We start from the raw sequence: 18,859 nt of genomic DNA, 5'->3' as shown, positions 1-18,859 counted from the left end.
CATATAGGGGGAACCTACCCGGTTCCCCCATCAATTTCGAATATAATTGCAATGCAAAATACGAAAGGAGGAGGGTTAGCCATGTTTAACGCTAAACAAGCCAACGAAAGCCAAAAGAATCAAATTTTAGAGGAGGGCCTCGATGGGGCGTTACAAAAACGGGAAAGATGTGCTTCCCCAGACTCTGCTTAAGCAAATCCAGCAATATATTGATGGCGAATTGCTTTACATTCCGAAACAAAGCGAGGAGCGTGCCGGCTGGGGACAGCTGAGCGGCACCAAAGCGCGGATCAACGATCGCAACGATGAGATCTATGCGGAATATTGCAAGGGGCAGTCAATCGCTGACCTTGAGCGGGTTTATTTTTTATCCGGGGACAGCTTACGAAAAATCATTTGCAAACAACAACAGAATGCCCGCATAACCAGTGGAAGCTGATGCGGTACTCATATAGCATGACCATAAAGATAGCCTGCCAACGTTAAATGCGAGGGCAGGCTATTAGCCTTTTCTATTTTATTTCATGTATCCATCTGTAATTCATCTTGTTGTCGACAATCAGCGTATCGTCGATCAGCTGGAGCTCATACCCAAGCTGGTCTTCAAGTACCGTTGCAAATGCGGCATGAGTCGCCGGATTATAGCGGGTTACCGTCGTTTTTCCCGTATCAAAATCATACATGGACCACACGAGCTGTGCATCCGTTGGTTTGGAGAGAAGTTGATAATAGATCGCCTGCGCGGCTTCTCCCGGTAACCAGTACAGCCCCTCTTCACGGTCAATAAACAAAAGCTGGTCTGACTTGTTTACTACCGGAACCGGCAACTTCAACTCTTCCAGCTGTTCCGCTTGCGTTAGTTCAGTCACCTTGCCCGTTGTCACATTAGCCAAGGCGTAGCTCAGATCTGCTTTGCGGGGAGCCTCTCCCTCTTCCGAACGTTCCAGCCGGTACCAGGACAGAACTCCTTCATCCCCTTCCGCGAGCCAGCCGTTCCAATCCACATTCGTCAGACCTTCCTTAGGCTTCGCCTGCACATCCCAAGTTAAATTCCCGCTCTCGTCATAGAAAGCCACCGCTTCAGGAGCAATGAGGTACGCCTCTTCTCCGCCCAAAACATTGCCCTGGCTGTCGCTTAAGGTAAAGGCTAAGGCCGCATAACGGCTGTCGGGGCTCCATTCGAAAGCCGGATAGGCATGAAAGCCAAGCGTCTGAGGAATGACCTTAAGAAGCTCCCCGTTCCGATTGTACAGCCGGAAGCCCTCGTCTTCTTCATGCCAGAATAGATTGCCGTTTGGCGAAGCGGTAAGCAGATACAACGGCCATTCATTCTTGAAGCTTCCTTCAAATTCCCGAACCTGACCGCTTCTCGTATCTACGGACCACATACGGCCATCCGAATAGCTGTTCAAATACAGCTGCCCGGAATCGTTCATCCATCCTTTCGCGAAGAAGGTTGGCGATACATCGGGCACCGCATCCGCAGCAATATTCTGGATTCGGCCGGTGTAAAGATCGATTGAGACCACATTGTATTGCACGCCCTTCTGCCCGTCATCCCGTTCCTTAGGCTGGACAAGAACAAGCTGATCATCATCGTTATATCCATATGCTCTAGCAATGGAATCCACGGAGTAATCATCCTGTACGATTACATCCGCAACCGGAAATACGCGGTATTCTTCCGCCTTGGGCTTAATGGTTACGATATCCAGCTGGAACCTTTTGCCCTCCGCCTCATCCGTAATCCTCCGAACAAGATGGGCAACAAGATTATGATCATGAGGGGCAGGCAATGTTTGTGCGACAAAACCGTTAACTCCTTCCGAAATATGTAAAGGAAAGGAGAAGCCGTTATTATGCTTGACTCTATTTATTCGCAAATCTCCGCTAGCAGCGGGCTCAATAGATGCCGGCGGCAAATCACTGACGGCAGAAGCCTTGGTTATTGGCGGCGCAACGGCCTTGTTGCTTGGAGTTGGATCATAACTGCAGCCCGATAGAAGGACAAGAACAATGAATACTTTGTTCGTTACAGCAGTTAGCTTCATCCGTTAAGCCTCCCTTTTTCATCATTCATGTAATAGACTTTATTTTCCAGAAAAAGGTTGCTTAAGCGCGCTTGATTATGATCCGTTTCAAACTTAAAGGTACATGTGTAATAAGGCTTACTAGGTCTTAAGTAGGCAATTGCGGACAAGTATTCACCTGTATAGGCATGAAGCCGATAACTGTAGAAAGATATGCCTATTCCAGGCAGACAGAACAAGCTATAGGACAAATTAGGAGGGCATGACAAATGACAATCGCTCGGCAGAAAGGCTGGCGGGGATTACGCCTCATTCTTGTGATGGCGTTTATTCTGGCCTTAACGGTACAGCCGTTTGCTCGGACAGCAAGCGCAGCCGATACCGTTCACCACTGGAAGCATTATACGAATGGCGTTGCTTATATGAATAAAGGTCAGATTAAGCTGGCAATCAGGGAGTTTGAGCTTGCCGTTGCCCAATCGGCGCAAGCCGGATATTTGCGGAAGCTGGCAGAAGCTTATACGAAGGACAACCAGTTCCAGAAGGCAGCCGACGCCTATTACCGGGAAGCCAAGATTCATAAGGCCATTGGTGAAAAATCAGGCGATTTGAACACGTATTTTGCCGTATTGGCCAAAGCCGACGCGCTTAATACGCAGATTGATCTTTACCTGGAGAAAGCCGGTGCCTCCTCCTCAGGATCCGGCAATTTAGCGAAGTTCGAGCCGGCATCGGGGATGTACATCGGTGCTTATATCGAAAAAGACAGCGGTGTTGAAAAGGCCAAGGACGGCAAGTTTGGCGCCTTCAACAAGCTGGCCGGCAAGCAGCATGCTATCTATTTCAATTATCATAAATACGGCAGCGCTTTTCCTTATCATTGGGCGGATACGGTTAAGAAAGCCGGCGGAGCTATTCAGCTTGCCTTGCAGCCTGACAACGGGCTAACCGCGGTCAAGGATGATGCGTATTTACGCAAATTTGCGCGCGATGCCAAAGCTGCCGGCGTACCGATCTTCCTTCGGTTCGCCTCCGAAATGAACGGCAGCTGGGTGAAGTGGAACGGCAATCCGTCGCTGTACATCGAAAAGTTCCGGCTCGTCTCGAAGGTGATGAAGGAAGAAGCTCCGAATGTCGCGATGGTCTGGTCGCCTGCGGCTAATCCGAAGCAAAAAATCGCCGCTTATTATCCCGGAGACGATTGGGTCGATTGGGTAGGCCTTAGCATCTACAGCGTCAAATATTTCAACGGCAACGTTAAAGAGCCTGCCGACCAGGTCAATCCGCTTGATTCCGTGGACTATACCTACAAGCTGTACGCTTCCCGCAAGCCGATGATGATCAGCGAATTTGGCGCCACGCACTTCAGCAAAGCGGGCAATACTTCAGCCGTGAATTTTGCCATCACGAAGATGAACATGCTCTACCACGGAGCAAAGCTGAAATATCCGCGGGTGAAATCCATCAACTGGTTCAGTCTCAATACGCTGACGGATTCCTACAGCGCGGAACGCAGCCTGAACAACTTCAGCTTGACGGAGAGCCCGGCATTGCTCAGCTCCTACAGTAAGATGATTGAAGATCCTTATTACTTATCGAAGGTAGCATCGGGATCAAGCAGCTATACGAAAAGCGTGAGCAAGTTCGCTAACCAAGGCACCATTGGGAAGGCCGCCACCGGCGTTGTATGGGTAAAAACCTATGATCCTTACATCGGAAAAGTGGTCATCAAGGTGGATGGCGCTGTTGTTCTGACACGCCAGCAATATCCTTACACCTTCCCGATTCAGCCGGACAAGCTGACAGCAGGCAGCCACAAAATCGAGATCATCGTCTACGATTCGAAGAACCGCGAAGCCTCCCGCAAATCTTATACGTTCAAAACGACTTCATAAACGCAGAAGGCCGTGCCCGAGATCGTACTCTCGGCACGGCCTTTTAATGGTTCACTCTCCCTCCACGTATGCCCCCTCTGCGGCTTGTAGCACGGTTTTTCCTTGCTATTTGGCTGTTCCCATCCCAAGGTAACTCGATCCGTCCTCTGTAGCACGGTTTTTCCGTGCTATTTGGCTGCTTCTACCCCACGGTAACTAGATTCGTTCTCTGTAACACGGTTTTTCCGTGCTATTTGGCTGCTTCCATCCCACGGTCACTCGATCCGTCCTCTGTAGCACGGTTTTTCCTTGCTATTTGGCTGTTCCCATCCCAAGGTAACTCGATCCGTCCTCTGTAGCACGGTTTTTCCATGCTATTTGGCTTTTCAACTCTAGTGAATCTGCCGATAACAAAAAAAGCTGCCCAAATGGGCAGCTTCTCGTTATTAACTATTTGATGACGCCTTTTTTCAAAATCAGGTTGGCGTAGATGGCGCTTTCGCCGGTTGCGACGATGGCGTAAGCCTTCTTCGCACGCTCGTAGAACGCGAACCGTTCCACTTCCTCAAACGGCTCTTTGAGGCCGCTGCGCTGCGTAATAATCGCTCTATACTCTTCCCAGATCGGTGTCTCCGCGGGATCACCGGGAACGACCTGCATCAGGGCTGCCGGCTTCTCCACGTATTGATCAAGCGGGAACAGCTGAAGAATGGCATCCAGCAGCTCGGGCACGCCATGTCCGTCACAGCGGACAAGACGCTGCGCATGGCTCACCGCCGGAAAATTACCGTCAGCAAGCACGATTTCGTCGCTATGCCCCATTTCTGCCAATACCTTCAAGAGCTCGGGTGAAATGATCTTCGGAATACCGTTTAACATCGCCTGTGCTCCTCCCCATGTCGATCAGCTACTTCATCTGCTTGAATCTTTCATACGCCTCATTCCATACATCCATATCCGCTGGCTCATAGCTATCAACCGGGAAGGAAGCCGCGGACAGCTGCCGCGCCTCCTCCAGATCCGCGCATTCTCCCAGCGCCATGAACTGTGCCAGCATGTTGCCAATCGCGCTGGCTTCCACCGGACCAGCCCATACCGGGCGGCCGATCGCATTGGCCGTCAGGCGGCATAGCAGCTTGTTCTGAATGCCGCCGCCAACCATATGCATGCCGCTATAGCGAACTCCGAGCAGCTGTTCAATCTGCTCCAGCGCACTCCGGTACCTGAGGGCAAGGCTGTCCATGATACAACGAGCAACCTCCGCCTCCGTTGCCGGTACAGGCTGCCCTGTTTCATGGCAATAGCTTCTTACCTTCTCGGGCATATTGGAAGGGCCAAAGAACCGAAGGTCATCCGGGTTAATAAGAAAGCGGAAGGCTTCCTCCTGCTCCGCCATACTTGCCAATTCGGCAAAGGAGTAGACTCTTCCCTGCTCATCCCATTCCCGCTTGCACTCTTGCAAAATCCACAGCCCCATAATATTTTTGAGCAGCTGGTATTTGCCGCCAACTCCGCCTTCATTCGAGAACTCCAGCTTCATGGCTTCCTCCGTCAGAAGCGGCTGATCTAATTCAGTCCCAACCAGTGACCAGGTGCCGCATACAAGGTAGGCAAACGGGCCAGCCGAAGCAGGAATAGCGGCTACCGCCGACTCCGTATCATGTGTGGCAACCGCAACCGCCTCAACCGACGGAATGCCCAGCTCCTCGCGGACCTCCTCCGACAGCGGACCAATCCGGGTACCCGGATAGACCGGATCAAGGAACAAGTCTTCCGGGATTCCCAGCTGCTCCATCAAGGCCTTATTCCATTGCCTGCTCTCAGGATGCAGCAGCTGCGTGGTAGTCGCCATCGAGAACTCGCAAATCCGCTGGCCCGTGAGCAAATACACAAGCAAGTCCGGCGTAAGAAGCAGCGTCCTCGCAGTATCCAGCTTGGGAGAGGCTGCCTTCTTCATGGCATACAGCTGATAAACCGTATTAAACGGCATAAACTGCAGGCCGCCCTGCCGGAACAGCTCCTCTCTGCCAAATCGGGCTTCAAGCTCCTCAATCAGCCCCTCAGTATGGGGATCCCGATAATGATAGGGGTTGCCGAGCAGCTCGCCGTTCGCATCCAGGAGACCAAAGTCAACGCCCCACGTATCCACGCCAAAGCTAACCGGATGATACCCGAGCTGGAACGCTTTGCGCAGCGCATGCTTCATCTCCTGCAGCAGCCGCAGGATATCCCAGTGCAAGTGTCGGCCAACCTGGACCGGTACATTCGGAAAACGGTGAATTTCTTCAACTTCAAGCTTGTGCTCCCCGGCTTCGGTTCTCGTCAGCTTGCCAATCAGCGCCCTGCCGCTGCTCGCTCCAAGATCAAACGCCAAAGTTTGTGTCATATGCCAGACTTCCTCCTCGCAGCGGCAGCCGCCGTTATCCGTTACTGCTGCTTCTGCAGCAGCTTAATCCGGTAAGCCTCGCTCTCAAGCGAAGCAATTTCCTCGAACTCTTCCTTCGTGAGCACCTTCGGCTCTTTCACCTGGCTGGCAATAAGGAAGATCTTCGCGCTTTCCTCTACAACCTCAGTCCGGTAATACGCTTCACGCAGATTGCGTCCCGTCGTCACAAGACCATGATTGCCAAGCAGAATGCTGCTTGCTTCCTTCACCTTAGGAGCAAGCGCCTCCGCGAGTTTTTCCGTCGTTGGCAATACATAAGGAATGTAGACGGTCTTGCCCACAAGCGCTGCCTGATCCGGGAACATAACCGGAAGCTCCTCCTCCACCAGCGTGAAAGCAATACAATACGGCGGATGCGTATGCACGATCGCCCCAATGGAAGGGTTGGCCCGATAGGCATACAAATGCATGAGCACTTCGGAGGACGGACGAAGTCCGTTATCCTCCACGGCACCGCTCTCAATATCAACGGCTACCCATTGGTCCGGTTCAATCTCGTCGAGCGCAAAGCCGCTTGGGGACAAATACATTTTCCCTTCATGCTTTGCGCTGATATTGCCTCCCGGCCCAACGACCAGCTTGTTTGCTACCGTCTTTCTTGCGTATTTGCACAGCTCCTGCCGGATATCCATCTCACTCATCCCCTAAATAGAAATTCTATATTTTCGGACCACCAGTGGACATATTGGGTAATTCTCACTTCGAAAGCATGGCCCTTACTTGTACAATGGTCCGAAGTTCGAGCAGGCGCGGTAATCAGCCGCCTCTTTGTCATTCGTTCCGAACAAACCCCATGCGCGAGGACGGAAAATATCCTCTTCCGGAACGTTGTGCATATTCACCGGAATACGCAGCATGGAAGCAAGCGTAATCAGCTCCGCGCCAATATGGCCATAGCTGATCGAGCCGTGGTTAGCTCCCCAGTTATCCATCACATCGTAAACAGAAGTGAACGCGCCTTTGCCTGTCAGGTTCGGAGCGAACCAGGTTGTCGGCCAAGTCGGATCTGTCCGGTTGTCGAGCTTGTCATGAACCTCGCTTGGCAGTTCAACGGAGTAACCTTCCGCAATTTGCAGCACCGGCCCAACGCCTTTTACGAAATTGATCCGGGACATAGTCATCGGCATGCCGCCGCGGGACAAGAAGTCGGAGGAGAAGCCGCCGCCGCGGAAATATTCAACGCCCGCCGGTCTCCAAGAAGTAGCCGCAAGGCAATCTGCCGCTTCCTTCTCCGTAATGTCCCAGAATGGTTTCATTGCCGGCTTGCCGTCAATCTGCTGCTCGCCGCTGCCATCAAGCGTTGCCGATCCGGAGTTAAGCAAATGAAGGATGCCATTAGCCGCCAGACCTTCAAGCTTATGCCCCGTTACCCGCTCTACCGATGACGGGCTCCAGTAAGTACGCACGTCCGCGAAAATTTGCGGCGTATTGGTCAACAGGTAACCAAACAGCATAACGACACCGTTCAGGCTGTCATTCTCCGTTGCCACGATAAACGGAGGACGAATGCCGTTCCAGTCAAAGGAGGAGTTCAGGATCGCCTCCATGAAATCGCCGTTCGGGAAATGGTCCGTCCACTGGCGTTGTCCCTGGAAGCCGGACACAACCGCGTTATGACCCATTGCTTCTTCACCAAAGCCAAGCTCCGCAAGACGCGGATTGCCGATCATAAGGTCACGGGCGATAATCGTCATCTTCACGACGGTCTCCCAATCCTGATCCTTCTTCTCACGGGAGGTTTGAATCGCTGCCGGGTTGTTGTCTGGACCTTCCAAGCAGTTCTCTTTCACCCATGACAATGCTTTCTCGAATTCGGCAGGATCGTAAATCTGCTCTTCGAAGCGGCGGACAAACTCGGACATATCGATATATTCCGTACGCATGCCGAGGTATTCCTGGAAGAAGGAATCGCTTACAATTGAGCCCGCGATACCCATCGAGACCGAGCCCATCGAGAGATACGATTTGCCGCGCATATAAGCAACCGCAAGGCCTGCTTTTGCAAACGACAGCAGCTTTCCTCTTACGTCATCGGGAATGGATGTATCCGACGCTTCCTGTACTTCCTCGCCGTAAATGCCAAATGCCGGAATCCCCTTCTGCGCGTAACCGGCCAACACGGCCGCCAGATATACCGCGCCCGGACGTTCCGTTCCGTTAAAGCCCCATACCGCGTTCGGGATGGCGGCGTTCATATCCATCGTTTCCGTTCCATAACACCAGCAAGGCGTTACGGTTATCGATACCCCTACATTCTCGCGGGCGAATTTGTCCGCGCATGCCGCTGCTTCCGCAACTCCGCCGATGGTGGTATCCGCAATAACGCATTCCACCGGTTCGCCATTCGGGTAACGCAAATGCTCGGCGATCAGATTCGCAACCGACCTTGCCATGTTCATGGTTTGCACTTCAAGCGATTCGCGAACGCCCTTGCGGCGTCCGTCTATCGTAGGCCGAATTCCGATCTTAGGAAAACCATTCTGAAAGCGATAAGCGATGTCCGTCATTAATACCCCTCCACATGAATGATAATAAGATAAAAAGCATATAAAAATGTTATCGATAACTCTAATTTAGCAAGGCGTCCTGTTGCTGTCAATCGTTTTCTCTTGTAAGATAAAAGCATGAATTGTCGATGAGGAGTAGTATTGTATGGTTACCATCTATGATATTGCGGAGAAGGCTAACGTATCCGCGATGACCGTTTCTAGAGTTATCAATAACACAGGCCGAATAAGCGACAAAACGAGGGCGAAGGTTAAAAAGGTGATGGAGGAGCTGAACTACGTTCCGAACCAAATGGCCCGCAGCCTTGTCCTGCAGCAGACCCGGAGCTTGTTCCTGCTTATTACCGATATTACGAACCCATTCTATACAACGCTGTCGCGGGGGGCTGAGGATGCCGCCACCAAGAACGGCTACCGGCTGCTGTTTGGCAATAGCGACGAAAGTCTGGAGAAGGAAGCCGATTATATTAATACCATTCTGACGACCCGAGTAGACGGCGTTATGATCGCTCCTGCCGGTGATCCTTCGCTTCCCCACCTCGAATCCTTGCAGCGGCATAACATTCCGTTCGTCCTGCTGGACCGTGAAGTGCCGGGAGTGGAATGCGACATTGTGCTCGGAGACAGCAAGGAAGGCGCCCGGCAGCTGGTTAACCACCTGGCCAGTCAAGGACATCGCCGGATTGCCATGGTGAACGGTTCGGACACGATATCCAGCGCCCGTCTTCGTCTCGAAGGGTACAGGGAGGCGTTAATTCTGAACGGACTGACCTATGATGAGAAGATTGTCTTTGAGACCAGCTATGGTCCGCGCACCGATCTGTCCGAGATGGAAGCTTGGATGGACTCGCTGGATCCGCTTCCGACAGCCATCGTAGCCGGCAACAATGTGCTCGCAATCGAGGTCATCCGCCTGCTGCGGAAGCGGAATCTCGGCATTCCCGAGCATATCTCGATTGTCTGCTTTGACGATTTCGGGCCATACTCGGAGGTGGACCCGTTTATGACCGTTGCCGCGCAGCAGGCTTACCAGTTCGGCTATCTCGGCATGCAGATGCTGATTGACCGGATACAGAACAAGGATGAAGCCGGTCCTTGGAAAAAAATCGTCCTGCCCGCGGAATTAATCATCCGCCGGTCGGTCTCTACGATTTCATGAATAGAGAAAGAAGGCTGAGCCTATTCGCCCAGCCTTCTTCGTTATTCCTCTTCCATGTTTAACGGCAGGATGATTTCAATCGTAGTCCCTTCGCCGGGCACGCTTGAAATATTCATCAACCCTTGATGCTGCTCAATAATCCGGGAGCTGATCATCAGGCCAAGACCGGTCCCCTTCTCCTTGGTCGTAATGAACGGCTGCCCAATCTGATGAATAATGGCTTCCGGGATTCCTATTCCTTCATCGCGAATGGTGAGCCTTACCCGCTTCTCGTCAGGCTCCATTGCCGCCGAAATCGTAATTTGTCCCCCCAATGGCATCGCTTCAATCGCATTTTTAATAATATTGATAAACACCTGCTTCAGCTGATTCTCGTCGCAATAGATCGACGGAATGCAATTCTCGAACTCGGTTCGGATCGACACGTTCATCAGGATAGCCTGCGTCTCCAGGATGGAGATGACCGCATGCAGGATATGATCCAGCCTGCGCGTGCTAAACTTGGAGAAATGCGGCTTCGCAAGCGTCATAAACTCGTTCACGATAAAATTAATCCGGTCCAGCTCGTTTGTCATAATGTCATAGTAGAAGGAATTGCCCTCCGCCTTTGACTTAAGCAGCTGGGTAAAGCCTTTAAGCGCGGTTAAGGGATTGCGGATTTCATGCGCTACGCCCGCCGCAAGCTGGCCGATTACGGAAAGCTTCTCGGAGCGGACGAGCATCTCCTCTGACCGCTTGCGGTCCGTCAAATCGCGGATAACGGTCAAGATAACCATTTTACCGCGGTAATTGTGAATCCGGATGCTAGACATCTCCACGTCAATGGTCTGGCCGTCCTTGCACAAAAGCTTATTCTCGATAAAATTCGTTGGATCATCGGTGTGGATTACTTTGTTCAGCACTTTGGTCAGACTACGGCTGTAAGCCGGATCGACGTAATCCAGGATAGGTCTTCCGACCATCTCGCTGTCATCCGCCGCGCCAATCAGCTTGACCGCTAATTTATTGGCGTAGACAATCTCCCCGTTGTCGATCAAGACAATCGGCTCAGGGAGGAACTTGATAATCCGCTGATACATATTGGCGCTGTCTCGAAGAGATCGTTCTTTCTCCTTCTTGATTGTAATATCCTGTACGGTGCCAAGCAGCGCCGGCTTGCCTTGGAAGGAGATCAGGCAGGAGTTGCCTTCGAGGTGGACAGGGGAGCCGTCCTTCTTCACCCCTGTTATATTGAAATGATAATAGATCTGTTTTTGCTCGAGCAATGTCGTCTCCGCATCACGCGTGACGGCATCCAGCTCGCCGGGCAGCATCAACTGCTCCAGGTTAACCCTCAGCAATTCTTCATTCGTATAACCATAAAGCGCGGCCAAATAAGGATTCGCATACAAAATACGATTATTTTGTCCGACGAATACGCCGGCAAGCGCGCTATCAGCCAGATGACTGTACAAGCTTTCCGCTTCGAATAAAGAGGCTTCCATCTTGATCCGGTCCGAAATATCCCTCTCGATCCCGATCAGCCCGATCATCTCTCCGTTGTCATCCCTCAGGGCGGTAATGGTAATACTGACGTATACCATCGTACCGTCCTTGCGCAGCTTGAACGTTTCCTGGCTTTGCAGGGACTCTCCCCTTTTTACCTTTTCGATCATCAGCCTTCTCTCTTCAAGCAGATGAACGGGCGTGAAGCAGCAAGGCTTGCCGATCAGCTCATCCCTTGTCCATCCGTGGAGCGCTTCAAATCCCGGATTTACATCAAGAACGTTCTCATCCAAATCTATCACGACAATCCCGTCGGGGATATTATTCCATATGGATTCCATAAAGAAATGCTTCATAAAATGACCATGCTTGTCCATTCGAATATTTTCCACCTTTTCGAAGTCAAAGTGATCGCTATTCAAAACAATTCCACAAAGTGAAGGAATCCCCTGCTTACATGATCATTGAAATTAGATTAATTTTGGGTTTATAGGCCGTTCATGTATAATGTGGCTATTATTCAGTCATCTGAGGAGAACATGAGAAGCGATGGCTAACCGGAAAAGATGGAATATCGGCGTTCTTCTATTGCTTATCGTATTTGTGTATGTGCTGGTCCAATTCTATCTGTCTACCGGGCGGATCAGGGGACTTGTCACCCCGCTTGAGGCAGGCGTTCAGGATAAAGACGCGAGGCTGCAGATTGCCCTCATCTCGCAGGAGCTGGACAATCCGTTCTGGCGGTCGGTCGAACAAGGGGCCCTGGAAGCCGCCGGACAATTTCATATGGAGCTGCAATACATGGGACCCTTCCGCATTAATGCCGAGGAGCAGATGAAGCTGCTGGAGAAAGCCATCGCCTCCAAGATGGATGGAATTATTCTGCAGGGGATCGGGTCAGAGCAGGATCGTCAATTAATCGAAAAAGCAAATGCGCTTGGCATACCGGTCATCACGGTGGACACCGATGAGCCGGGCAGCAAGCGCCTCGCATACGTTGGCACCAATAATACCCATGCCGGAGAAGAGATGGGAAGGCTTATTGCGGAGGGCAACAAGGAAACCAGCGGAGCGATTGGGGTCCTTGTCGGAAGCAAGGAGGCTGCCAATCAGCGGCTCCGCCTTGAAGGCTTTCAATCCGTCATTGCTACCTACAAAGGGCTGTCCATCGCCGAGGTGCGTTCCTCGAATATTTCCCGGCTTCAAGCCGCGCAGCAGGCTGAGCAAATGCTGAAGGAGCATCCGGAGATCATTTACCTGGTAGGCTTCAGCTCCCTGGACGGAATCGGGATGGCCGAAGCGGTTGCCCGGACCAGACCAGGAGGCGTGAAGATCTATGCTTTTGATAACTTGGAGGACACGCTGGCCGCTATCGGAAACAAAGAGATCGTCTCTTCTATTGTGCAGAAGCCCTCTCAAATGGGTTATAAAGCCGTCGCCATCCTAAATGACTATTTCCATGGGCAGCCTATCCCTTCGGAGCAGTACACTCCGATTTCCGTTATAACGGAAAAGGAGGTCGCGGCCCCATGACGCTCCGCAAAAAACTGCTGTTCTTTATTCCGCTGCTGGTTCTGCTTACGAACGGCGTGACTTTCTTCCTGTTCGAAAGCTCCAAAACCGTGCAGCACAGCTATAATACGATGATGGACCGCATGCTCCTGTATACGCAATCCGCGCAAACCGCCGATGATAATGTCCGTGCTTTGTATACGTATTTGCTTAATCCCGAAGAAAGCGGCCGTCTGGCTCTTGAGCAGCAGCAGGCGGCACTTTACCGGATCAAGGAGCGGCTCGCGGGCCAGCGGACGGAATCCGATATCGCCGGCGTCCTGCAAGGCTATGTTCATATGCTGGAAACGCTGGCCGAGCAGGAGCAGGCTGCCGGAAAATCCGAGTCTCCAACCGAAGCGCTCTCCTATTACGAGAACGCGGAGAGGACAAGCTCTTTCATCCGGGAGGAGGAGCGCCGTCTCATCGATCTGGAGCTTAGCGCGTACGAGCCGGTATACCGGAGCATTCAATTGGAAATCGTACGAATGGACTGGCTTGGGCCCGCAGTCTTTATCATTAATACCCTGCTCAGTATTGTGCTTGCGCTATGGATCTCCAGAAGCATTACCGGTCCGGTGGACCGTCTTGTGCTTACCGCGCAGCAGCTGTCCAAGGGGGAGCTTGATGCCGAATATCTTCCCGAGCGCTCCAATGACGAGCTTGGCATCCTGTCGGAATCGTTCCGGCATATGATCAAGGATTTGAAGGATTTGATGGGCAAGGATAAAGAACGCATGGAGTCGGAGCGCCTCGTTAAAGAGCTTGAGCTTCAGGCTCTGCAGAGCCAGATCAATCCGCATTTTTTATTTAACACGCTAAATGTGCTGTCCAAGCTGGCGCTCCTTGAAGGAGCCGATCAGACAAGCGATTTGATCGTGTCGATGTCCAAGCTGATCCGGTATAATCTGAGCCGGTTGGACCGGCCCGTTACTCTCGGGGATGAGCTGAGGCATGTTCGGGAATATTTCACGATTCAGCAAGCCCGCTTCCGAAGCCGCGTAGAAATCCGGCAGCAGATTGACGAGTCCGTACTGGGGGTGCTGATCCCCGCTCTGACGATTCAACCGCTTGTGGAAAATGCCTTTGTTCATGGCGTGGAGCGTCTGGAGTCCGGAGGTGTCATACGGCTGGCGATGGAGCAAGCAGGCGAGGACGTTAAGGTAACGATCGCTGATAATGGAGCAGGCATGGGGATGGAAGAACGGGATGCGCTTCTTGCTCTTCAGGATCCTCCTCAAACGGCTCCGATTAAGAAAAATTCAATGGGCTTTGGTACCCGCAATGTAATTAAGCGGCTGAGGCTCTTTTATAATAGGCAGGATATTGTCCGCATTGAAAGCGAGCCGGGACAGGGAACCTCGGTTATTCTTTTCCTGCCGGGATCGCCATTACCAGAACAGAAAGGAGAACCGATCCACGATGTACCGTCTACTGATCGCCGATGACGAAGCGCTGGAGCGCGAAGGGCTGGAGCTCCTCATTCACCGCATGCTGCCGGACTTGTTCCAGATCGCCCATGCCGATAATGGCCGGAGAGCGATTGAACAAGCGGAAGAATTTCGCCCGCATATCGTTATGATGGATATTAATATGCCCGGCATTCAAGGTTTGCAGGCGATTCGCGAAATGAAATCAAGGCTGCCGGATACCAAGTTTATATTGGTTACGGCTTATGATTTTTTTGCCTATGCCAAAGAAGCCGTATCGCTTGGAGTAAAGGAATATATCGTAAAGCCGGCCGGTCGCGAGCAAATCTCCTCCACCCTAAGCCAGTTAATCGAAGAGCTGGAACGCGAAAAGTCCAAACGGACCGCGGAGCTTCATTTGCGGGACCGCGTATCGCAGCTTCAGCCGCTGGTGGAAAATGAGCTGTCTCTCTTGTTTATGGTCGATCAGGTGCTGGATGCGGATGAAGCGAAATTATCCGACTGGCTGGACTTCCCTCTTGATGAAGGCTGTGCTGTTGTTGTCGCCTTTCCGAAGCAGATTTATACGCTCGATAAGAAAAAGCTGTACGAAACGTTCCGAAGCTACGCCAAGACGTACGGAATCTCCAATATTGTCAGTTCATTAATTGACCTGCACATGGCTATTTTTATCCGAAACGATACGGAAGACACGGACTGGAAAACAAGCATCAAGTCATTTGGCGAGAAGCTGTGCAGTCTGGCCGAGCGGCAGTTCCAACTGCCAATTACGGTTGGGATCGGATCTGTCCAGACCGGTGCCGGCGGCTTGCGCAAATCGTATTTCGAAGCGGTATTTGCCTCTGACGTTGACCGGCATGCGGGCGAAGTCCGCGACTTCGAGGAGGTTGTTCGAGGCTCCGGTTCAAATAGGCATGCTCACTCCTTAACCCCGGATGAGCAAGAGCATTCGGATGAGCATCGTTCCTATGTCATCTCCGCTCTGCAACGGATTCGCGAGCAGCGGGAGCAACAGACGATCAATGTGATGGATAAGGCTAAGCGGTATATCGGGCTTCATTTTACGGAAGAGCTGTCGCTGGAGGAAACGGCCGAGCATGTCCACTTGAACCCGCATTACTTCAGTAAAGTGTTCAAGCAGCAAGCAGGCGCAACGTTTATTGATTATTTGACGGGTCTGCGGATTGACAAGGCCAAGCAGCTGATCGCCTCGGCCGACGAGCTGGCGCTTAAGGAAGTATGCTTTGAAGTCGGATATAAGGATCCGAATTATTTCAGCCGGGTATTTAAACGGGTCACCGGTGTTACTCCGACGGAATACCGCGGTCAAGCGAAATGATCAGGATATTCAGGAAGTTCATGCCACTTGCGGCATGGACTTTTTTGTTGTCCAGACTAATAAAATGCTACTCGCCCAAAACTCCCGTGCCTAAGAACGTTACCGTGCCTTTTCCATGCTGGAACATCACAAATAAGTGCTGTCGAATGCCCGCTAAAGCCCGCGGCTCCGGTGATATAATGGGTAACGTTTCAACACGCAACCATTTAGGATTAGACATGTGGAAGGGGAAAAAATAAAGTGAGCAGCATAACTGCAAATGCCAATGGCAAAAGCATGAAGTTCGTTACGCTCGTTTCCATGATTGCCGCCCTCGGCGGTTTATTGTTTGGCTTCGATACAGCCGTAGTATCCGGTGCGATCGGATTTATGCAGGACCGGTTTGACTTAAATGAGGTAGAGGTCGGCTGGGCCGTTTCCTCGCTTATTATAGGATGTATTGTTGGTGCGGGTTTCTCCGGAGTGCTGAGTGACCGGTTCGGCCGTAAAAAAGTACTTATTGTCGCAGCAGTCCTGTTCGTTATCGGCTCGATTGGCTCCGCGATTCCGGACACCTTCTCGATGTACATCATCGCCCGCATGATTGGCGGTCTCGGGATCGGGATTACGTCTACGCTTTGTCCGCTGTATAACGCGGAAATCGCGCCGGCCAAATACCGCGGCCGTCTCGTCGCGCTGAACCAATTCGCTACCGTTACGGGTATCTTCCTGGTCTACTTCGTGAACTCCGGCATTGCCGGTTACGGCGATGATGCTTGGGATATCGCGAATGCATGGCGATGGATGTTTGGCGTAGGCGTTGTGCCGGGCGTTATTTTCTTCATTCTGTTGTTCCTTGTGCCAGAGAGCCCAAGATGGCTAATCAAGCAAGGCAAATCGGAACAGGCGTTAAACATCCTGCTTCGTATTCACGGTGAGGAAGATGCGAGGCAGGAAGTATTGGATATTAAAGCCTCCTTCGCAGAAGAAAAAGGCAGCTCGTTTAAAGAGATTTTCCGCCCGGGCATCCGCCTTGCGCTGATCGTTGGCGTTGTGCTTGCCGTTCTTCAGCAAGTGACCGGCATTAATGCCGTGATGTACTATGCGCCGGAAATCTTCAAATCGATGGGCGCGGGTACGGATTCGTCCCTTGTTCAAACGATTCTGATTGGTCTCGTTAACTTCCTGTTCACGATTCTCGCGATCTGGCTGATCGATAAAGTCGGCCGCAAAGTCTTGCTGCTTGTTGGCTCGTCCGTTATGACGATTTGTCTGGCCGTGATCGGTGTTGCGTTCCATACCGGACACACATCAGGCTCGCTTGTCCTTGTATTCATTCTGATTTATGTAGCAGCGTTCGCCGTATCGCTTGGACCCGTTGTATGGGTTATCCTGAGCGAGATCTTCCCGAACCGCGTCCGCGGCCGGGCAACGGCCATCGCGTCGATGGCGCTGTGGATTGCCGACTATGTCGTATCGCAATCGTTCCCGCCAATGCTGGAGTCGGCAGGACCGGCAGTAACGTTCTGGATCTTTGGCGCAATGTCGCTCGTTACGTTCCTGTTTACGATGCGCGTCGTTCCGGAGACGAAAGGCAAGTCGCTCGAGGAGATTGAGGCGTCCTGGAGAAAATAATCTGGAAGGACGGGCGTATCTCCTTCGGCCGCTGTTGCCATTGTGAAATTTTGAATTCATTTAATATTGTAATGTTCACAAGTGGCAAAGGCGGACGCTTCGCTCCTCAGTAGATACCCCTTTCCTCTACCGATTACCTTATTAATAAAAGCGAAAAAGCTGGGCGATTGATTTCGCCCAGCTTTTTCATTCATATTTCTCGAGTTCATTTTTTAGATCTCTTAATAATACCTCAACCTCTGCAATAGCTGTATCCTCGTTAGGGAAAATAGAAACTTTTACTTTATCCTCTTTCATTCCAATAAGCCATTCATCAATAAATTCATAAAGATCTATGCTTTCACATTTATAACTAGACCACTCTTCTGTTGCACAATGCTGAGCAAATTCTTTTCGCGGGAAGAATGGAATACACATATTCCCTTCCCCATCATCAGCCGTTGCCCAACCCTCATCGTATAACCCCCACACTTCTTCGAAGTCAGTTACTTTCTTTATAAAATATTCATATCTAATATTAGGGGGCTCTTTTAAAATAGCTTCAAATTCTTTTTGATTCAAATTATCCTCTGCCTTCACATTGAATTGCAAAATTATGCTTTATCTTGGACCCACCTAACAAATCATTCCTGGGCTTCTTCATAATAGATTTCCTCGCTCGAGAAAAACGCCGCCAACGATTCTAATGGATTGCCGATGGTTACTTGAAGCTCCTCTGCTGCTCTTTTAGCAGCCTCCGCCATCGATAACTGGGCGACGGATATTTTCTTGCCTGGATCAGATTGATGCAGGTTTTTGATATACGTGCTTATTTCTTCTGAGTAACGGTTTTTCTTGCCCTGCATGATGAAGTCAAACGTGTTGTCGATGATGCACACTTCGATGTCCGGGGGCAATTGGCCCCGCGATACGGCGTAATCGTTAAGCCGCTTCATTGTTCCTTCAACCGTAGCCGGGTTCGTAAACAGAAGAACCTGCGGCTGCGTTATTTTGCAGATTTCATTAAAAAAGGGCTCGTCGATTTTAATAACGGGGATCGAGGTTACAAGGTCCTCCTCTTCGAGAAGCGCGATATAATTCGTGCAGGTAATAAGAATAGCATCCACGCCGGATTGAGCCATCCAATTAATCTGGTCCGCGACCTTAGCTTTGGCTTTGGTCAGATCAAAGCTAGTATCATGCGTTAACCGGTTCATTAAACCAGGATCTACATAGTGAACGAACTCTGCCTTCGAGCCCATGGCATCCTGAATATATTCAATATTGGAGTAATGAGCGTGCAGGCAGCCCACTTTCATTTAATTGCGCACTTCCTTCCTTCATTTGAAGATCTCGTTCATGTTTCACATTAACTAGAGAGTAACACAAAAAGGCGCCTCATAGTCTCATAGAGGTGCCTTTTCTTTTCTTTTCTTTTCTTTGCT

Annotated in this window: 15 protein-coding genes; 7 read left to right on the top strand and 8 right to left on the bottom strand. The window is 51.2% G+C overall.

Translation table 11 applies throughout. The features are described 5' to 3' along the window. Positions 1–142 precede the first annotated feature (142 nt). Complete coding sequence (locus M3194_RS16405) at positions 143–439, top strand: CD3324 family protein (RefSeq protein ID WP_251655144.1); 297 nt, start codon at positions 143–145, stop codon at positions 437–439. Between the two features lie 73 nt (positions 440–512). Here the strand turns inward: M3194_RS16405 and M3194_RS16400 are convergent, their stop codons facing one another. Beyond that, entirely contained in the window at positions 513–2,051 is a 1,539-nt protein-coding gene (locus M3194_RS16400; protein WP_251655143.1) for a TolB family protein, read from the bottom strand. 248 nt (positions 2,052–2,299) lie between these two features. Here M3194_RS16400 and M3194_RS16395 point away from each other — a divergent pair, with 248 nt between their 5' ends. Further along, positions 2,300–3,925 carry a glycosyl hydrolase gene (locus M3194_RS16395; RefSeq protein WP_251655142.1) on the top strand — a complete coding sequence of 542 codons (1,626 nt, stop codon included), beginning with the start codon at positions 2,300–2,302 and terminating at the stop codon, positions 3,923–3,925. 429 nt (positions 3,926–4,354) lie between these two features. Here M3194_RS16395 and M3194_RS16390 read toward each other — a convergent pair whose 3' ends face one another. The 4 genes from M3194_RS16390 to M3194_RS16375 form a co-directional block, all read right to left on the bottom strand. Further along, on the bottom strand, positions 4,355–4,783 hold the full coding sequence (locus M3194_RS16390) for an RbsD/FucU family protein (RefSeq protein WP_251655141.1): 429 nt from the start codon (positions 4,781–4,783) through the stop codon (positions 4,355–4,357). Between the two features lie 28 nt (positions 4,784–4,811). Then, the gene (locus M3194_RS16385; RefSeq protein ID WP_251655140.1) at positions 4,812–6,290 is read right to left on the bottom strand and encodes a rhamnulokinase; all 1,479 of its coding nucleotides are present in this window, start codon (positions 6,288–6,290) and stop codon (positions 4,812–4,814) included. Between the two features lie 41 nt (positions 6,291–6,331). After that, positions 6,332–6,991, bottom strand: coding sequence for a class II aldolase/adducin family protein (locus tag M3194_RS16380; protein ID WP_251655139.1), 660 nt, complete (start codon positions 6,989–6,991; stop codon positions 6,332–6,334). Positions 6,992–7,066: 75 nt separating this feature from the next. Next, positions 7,067–8,857: an L-fucose isomerase gene (locus M3194_RS16375; protein WP_251655138.1), complete on the bottom strand. Its 1,791-nt coding sequence runs from the start codon at positions 8,855–8,857 to the stop codon at positions 7,067–7,069. 145 nt (positions 8,858–9,002) lie between these two features. On the opposite strand from M3194_RS16375, the gene M3194_RS16370 reads away from it, so the two are divergent. Next, on the top strand, positions 9,003–10,016 hold the full coding sequence (locus tag M3194_RS16370) for a LacI family DNA-binding transcriptional regulator (protein WP_251655137.1): 1,014 nt from the start codon (positions 9,003–9,005) through the stop codon (positions 10,014–10,016). Between the two features lie 41 nt (positions 10,017–10,057). Here M3194_RS16370 and M3194_RS16365 read toward each other — a convergent pair whose 3' ends face one another. Continuing rightward, positions 10,058–11,878 (bottom strand): PAS domain-containing sensor histidine kinase, encoded by a 1,821-nt coding sequence (locus M3194_RS16365; RefSeq protein WP_251655136.1) that lies wholly within the window; start codon positions 11,876–11,878, stop codon positions 10,058–10,060. A gap of 172 nt (positions 11,879–12,050) precedes the next feature. Here M3194_RS16365 and M3194_RS16360 point away from each other — a divergent pair, with 172 nt between their 5' ends. From M3194_RS16360 to M3194_RS16345, 4 genes are all read left to right on the top strand, one after another. Further along, positions 12,051–13,034, top strand: coding sequence for a substrate-binding domain-containing protein (locus M3194_RS16360; protein WP_251655135.1), 984 nt, complete (start codon positions 12,051–12,053; stop codon positions 13,032–13,034). After that, complete coding sequence (locus M3194_RS16355) at positions 13,031–14,500, top strand: sensor histidine kinase (protein ID WP_251655134.1); 1,470 nt, start codon at positions 13,031–13,033, stop codon at positions 14,498–14,500. The genes M3194_RS16360 and M3194_RS16355 overlap by 4 nt, the downstream gene beginning before the upstream one ends. After that, the gene (locus tag M3194_RS16350) at positions 14,475–15,821 is read left to right on the top strand and encodes a response regulator transcription factor (protein ID WP_251655133.1); all 1,347 of its coding nucleotides are present in this window, start codon (positions 14,475–14,477) and stop codon (positions 15,819–15,821) included. The genes M3194_RS16355 and M3194_RS16350 overlap by 26 nt, the downstream gene beginning before the upstream one ends. Positions 15,822–16,061: 240 nt before the next feature. Then, complete coding sequence (locus M3194_RS16345; RefSeq protein WP_311291011.1) at positions 16,062–17,435, top strand: sugar porter family MFS transporter; 1,374 nt, start codon at positions 16,062–16,064, stop codon at positions 17,433–17,435. Between the two features lie 186 nt (positions 17,436–17,621). Here M3194_RS16345 and M3194_RS16340 read toward each other — a convergent pair whose 3' ends face one another. Further along, complete coding sequence (locus M3194_RS16340; RefSeq protein WP_251655132.1) at positions 17,622–17,996, bottom strand: DUF2750 domain-containing protein; 375 nt, start codon at positions 17,994–17,996, stop codon at positions 17,622–17,624. A gap of 62 nt (positions 17,997–18,058) precedes the next feature. After that, entirely contained in the window at positions 18,059–18,733 is a 675-nt protein-coding gene (locus M3194_RS16335) for a hypothetical protein (protein WP_251655131.1), read from the bottom strand. Positions 18,734–18,859 lie beyond the last annotated feature (126 nt).

This window comes from Paenibacillus glycanilyticus (assembly GCF_023715145.1).
Classification (GTDB): domain Bacteria; phylum Bacillota; class Bacilli; order Paenibacillales; family Paenibacillaceae; genus Pristimantibacillus; species Pristimantibacillus glycanilyticus_A.
Note: the sequence above shows the minus strand (reverse complement) of the source record. Positions and strands in the feature narration are given on the sequence as shown.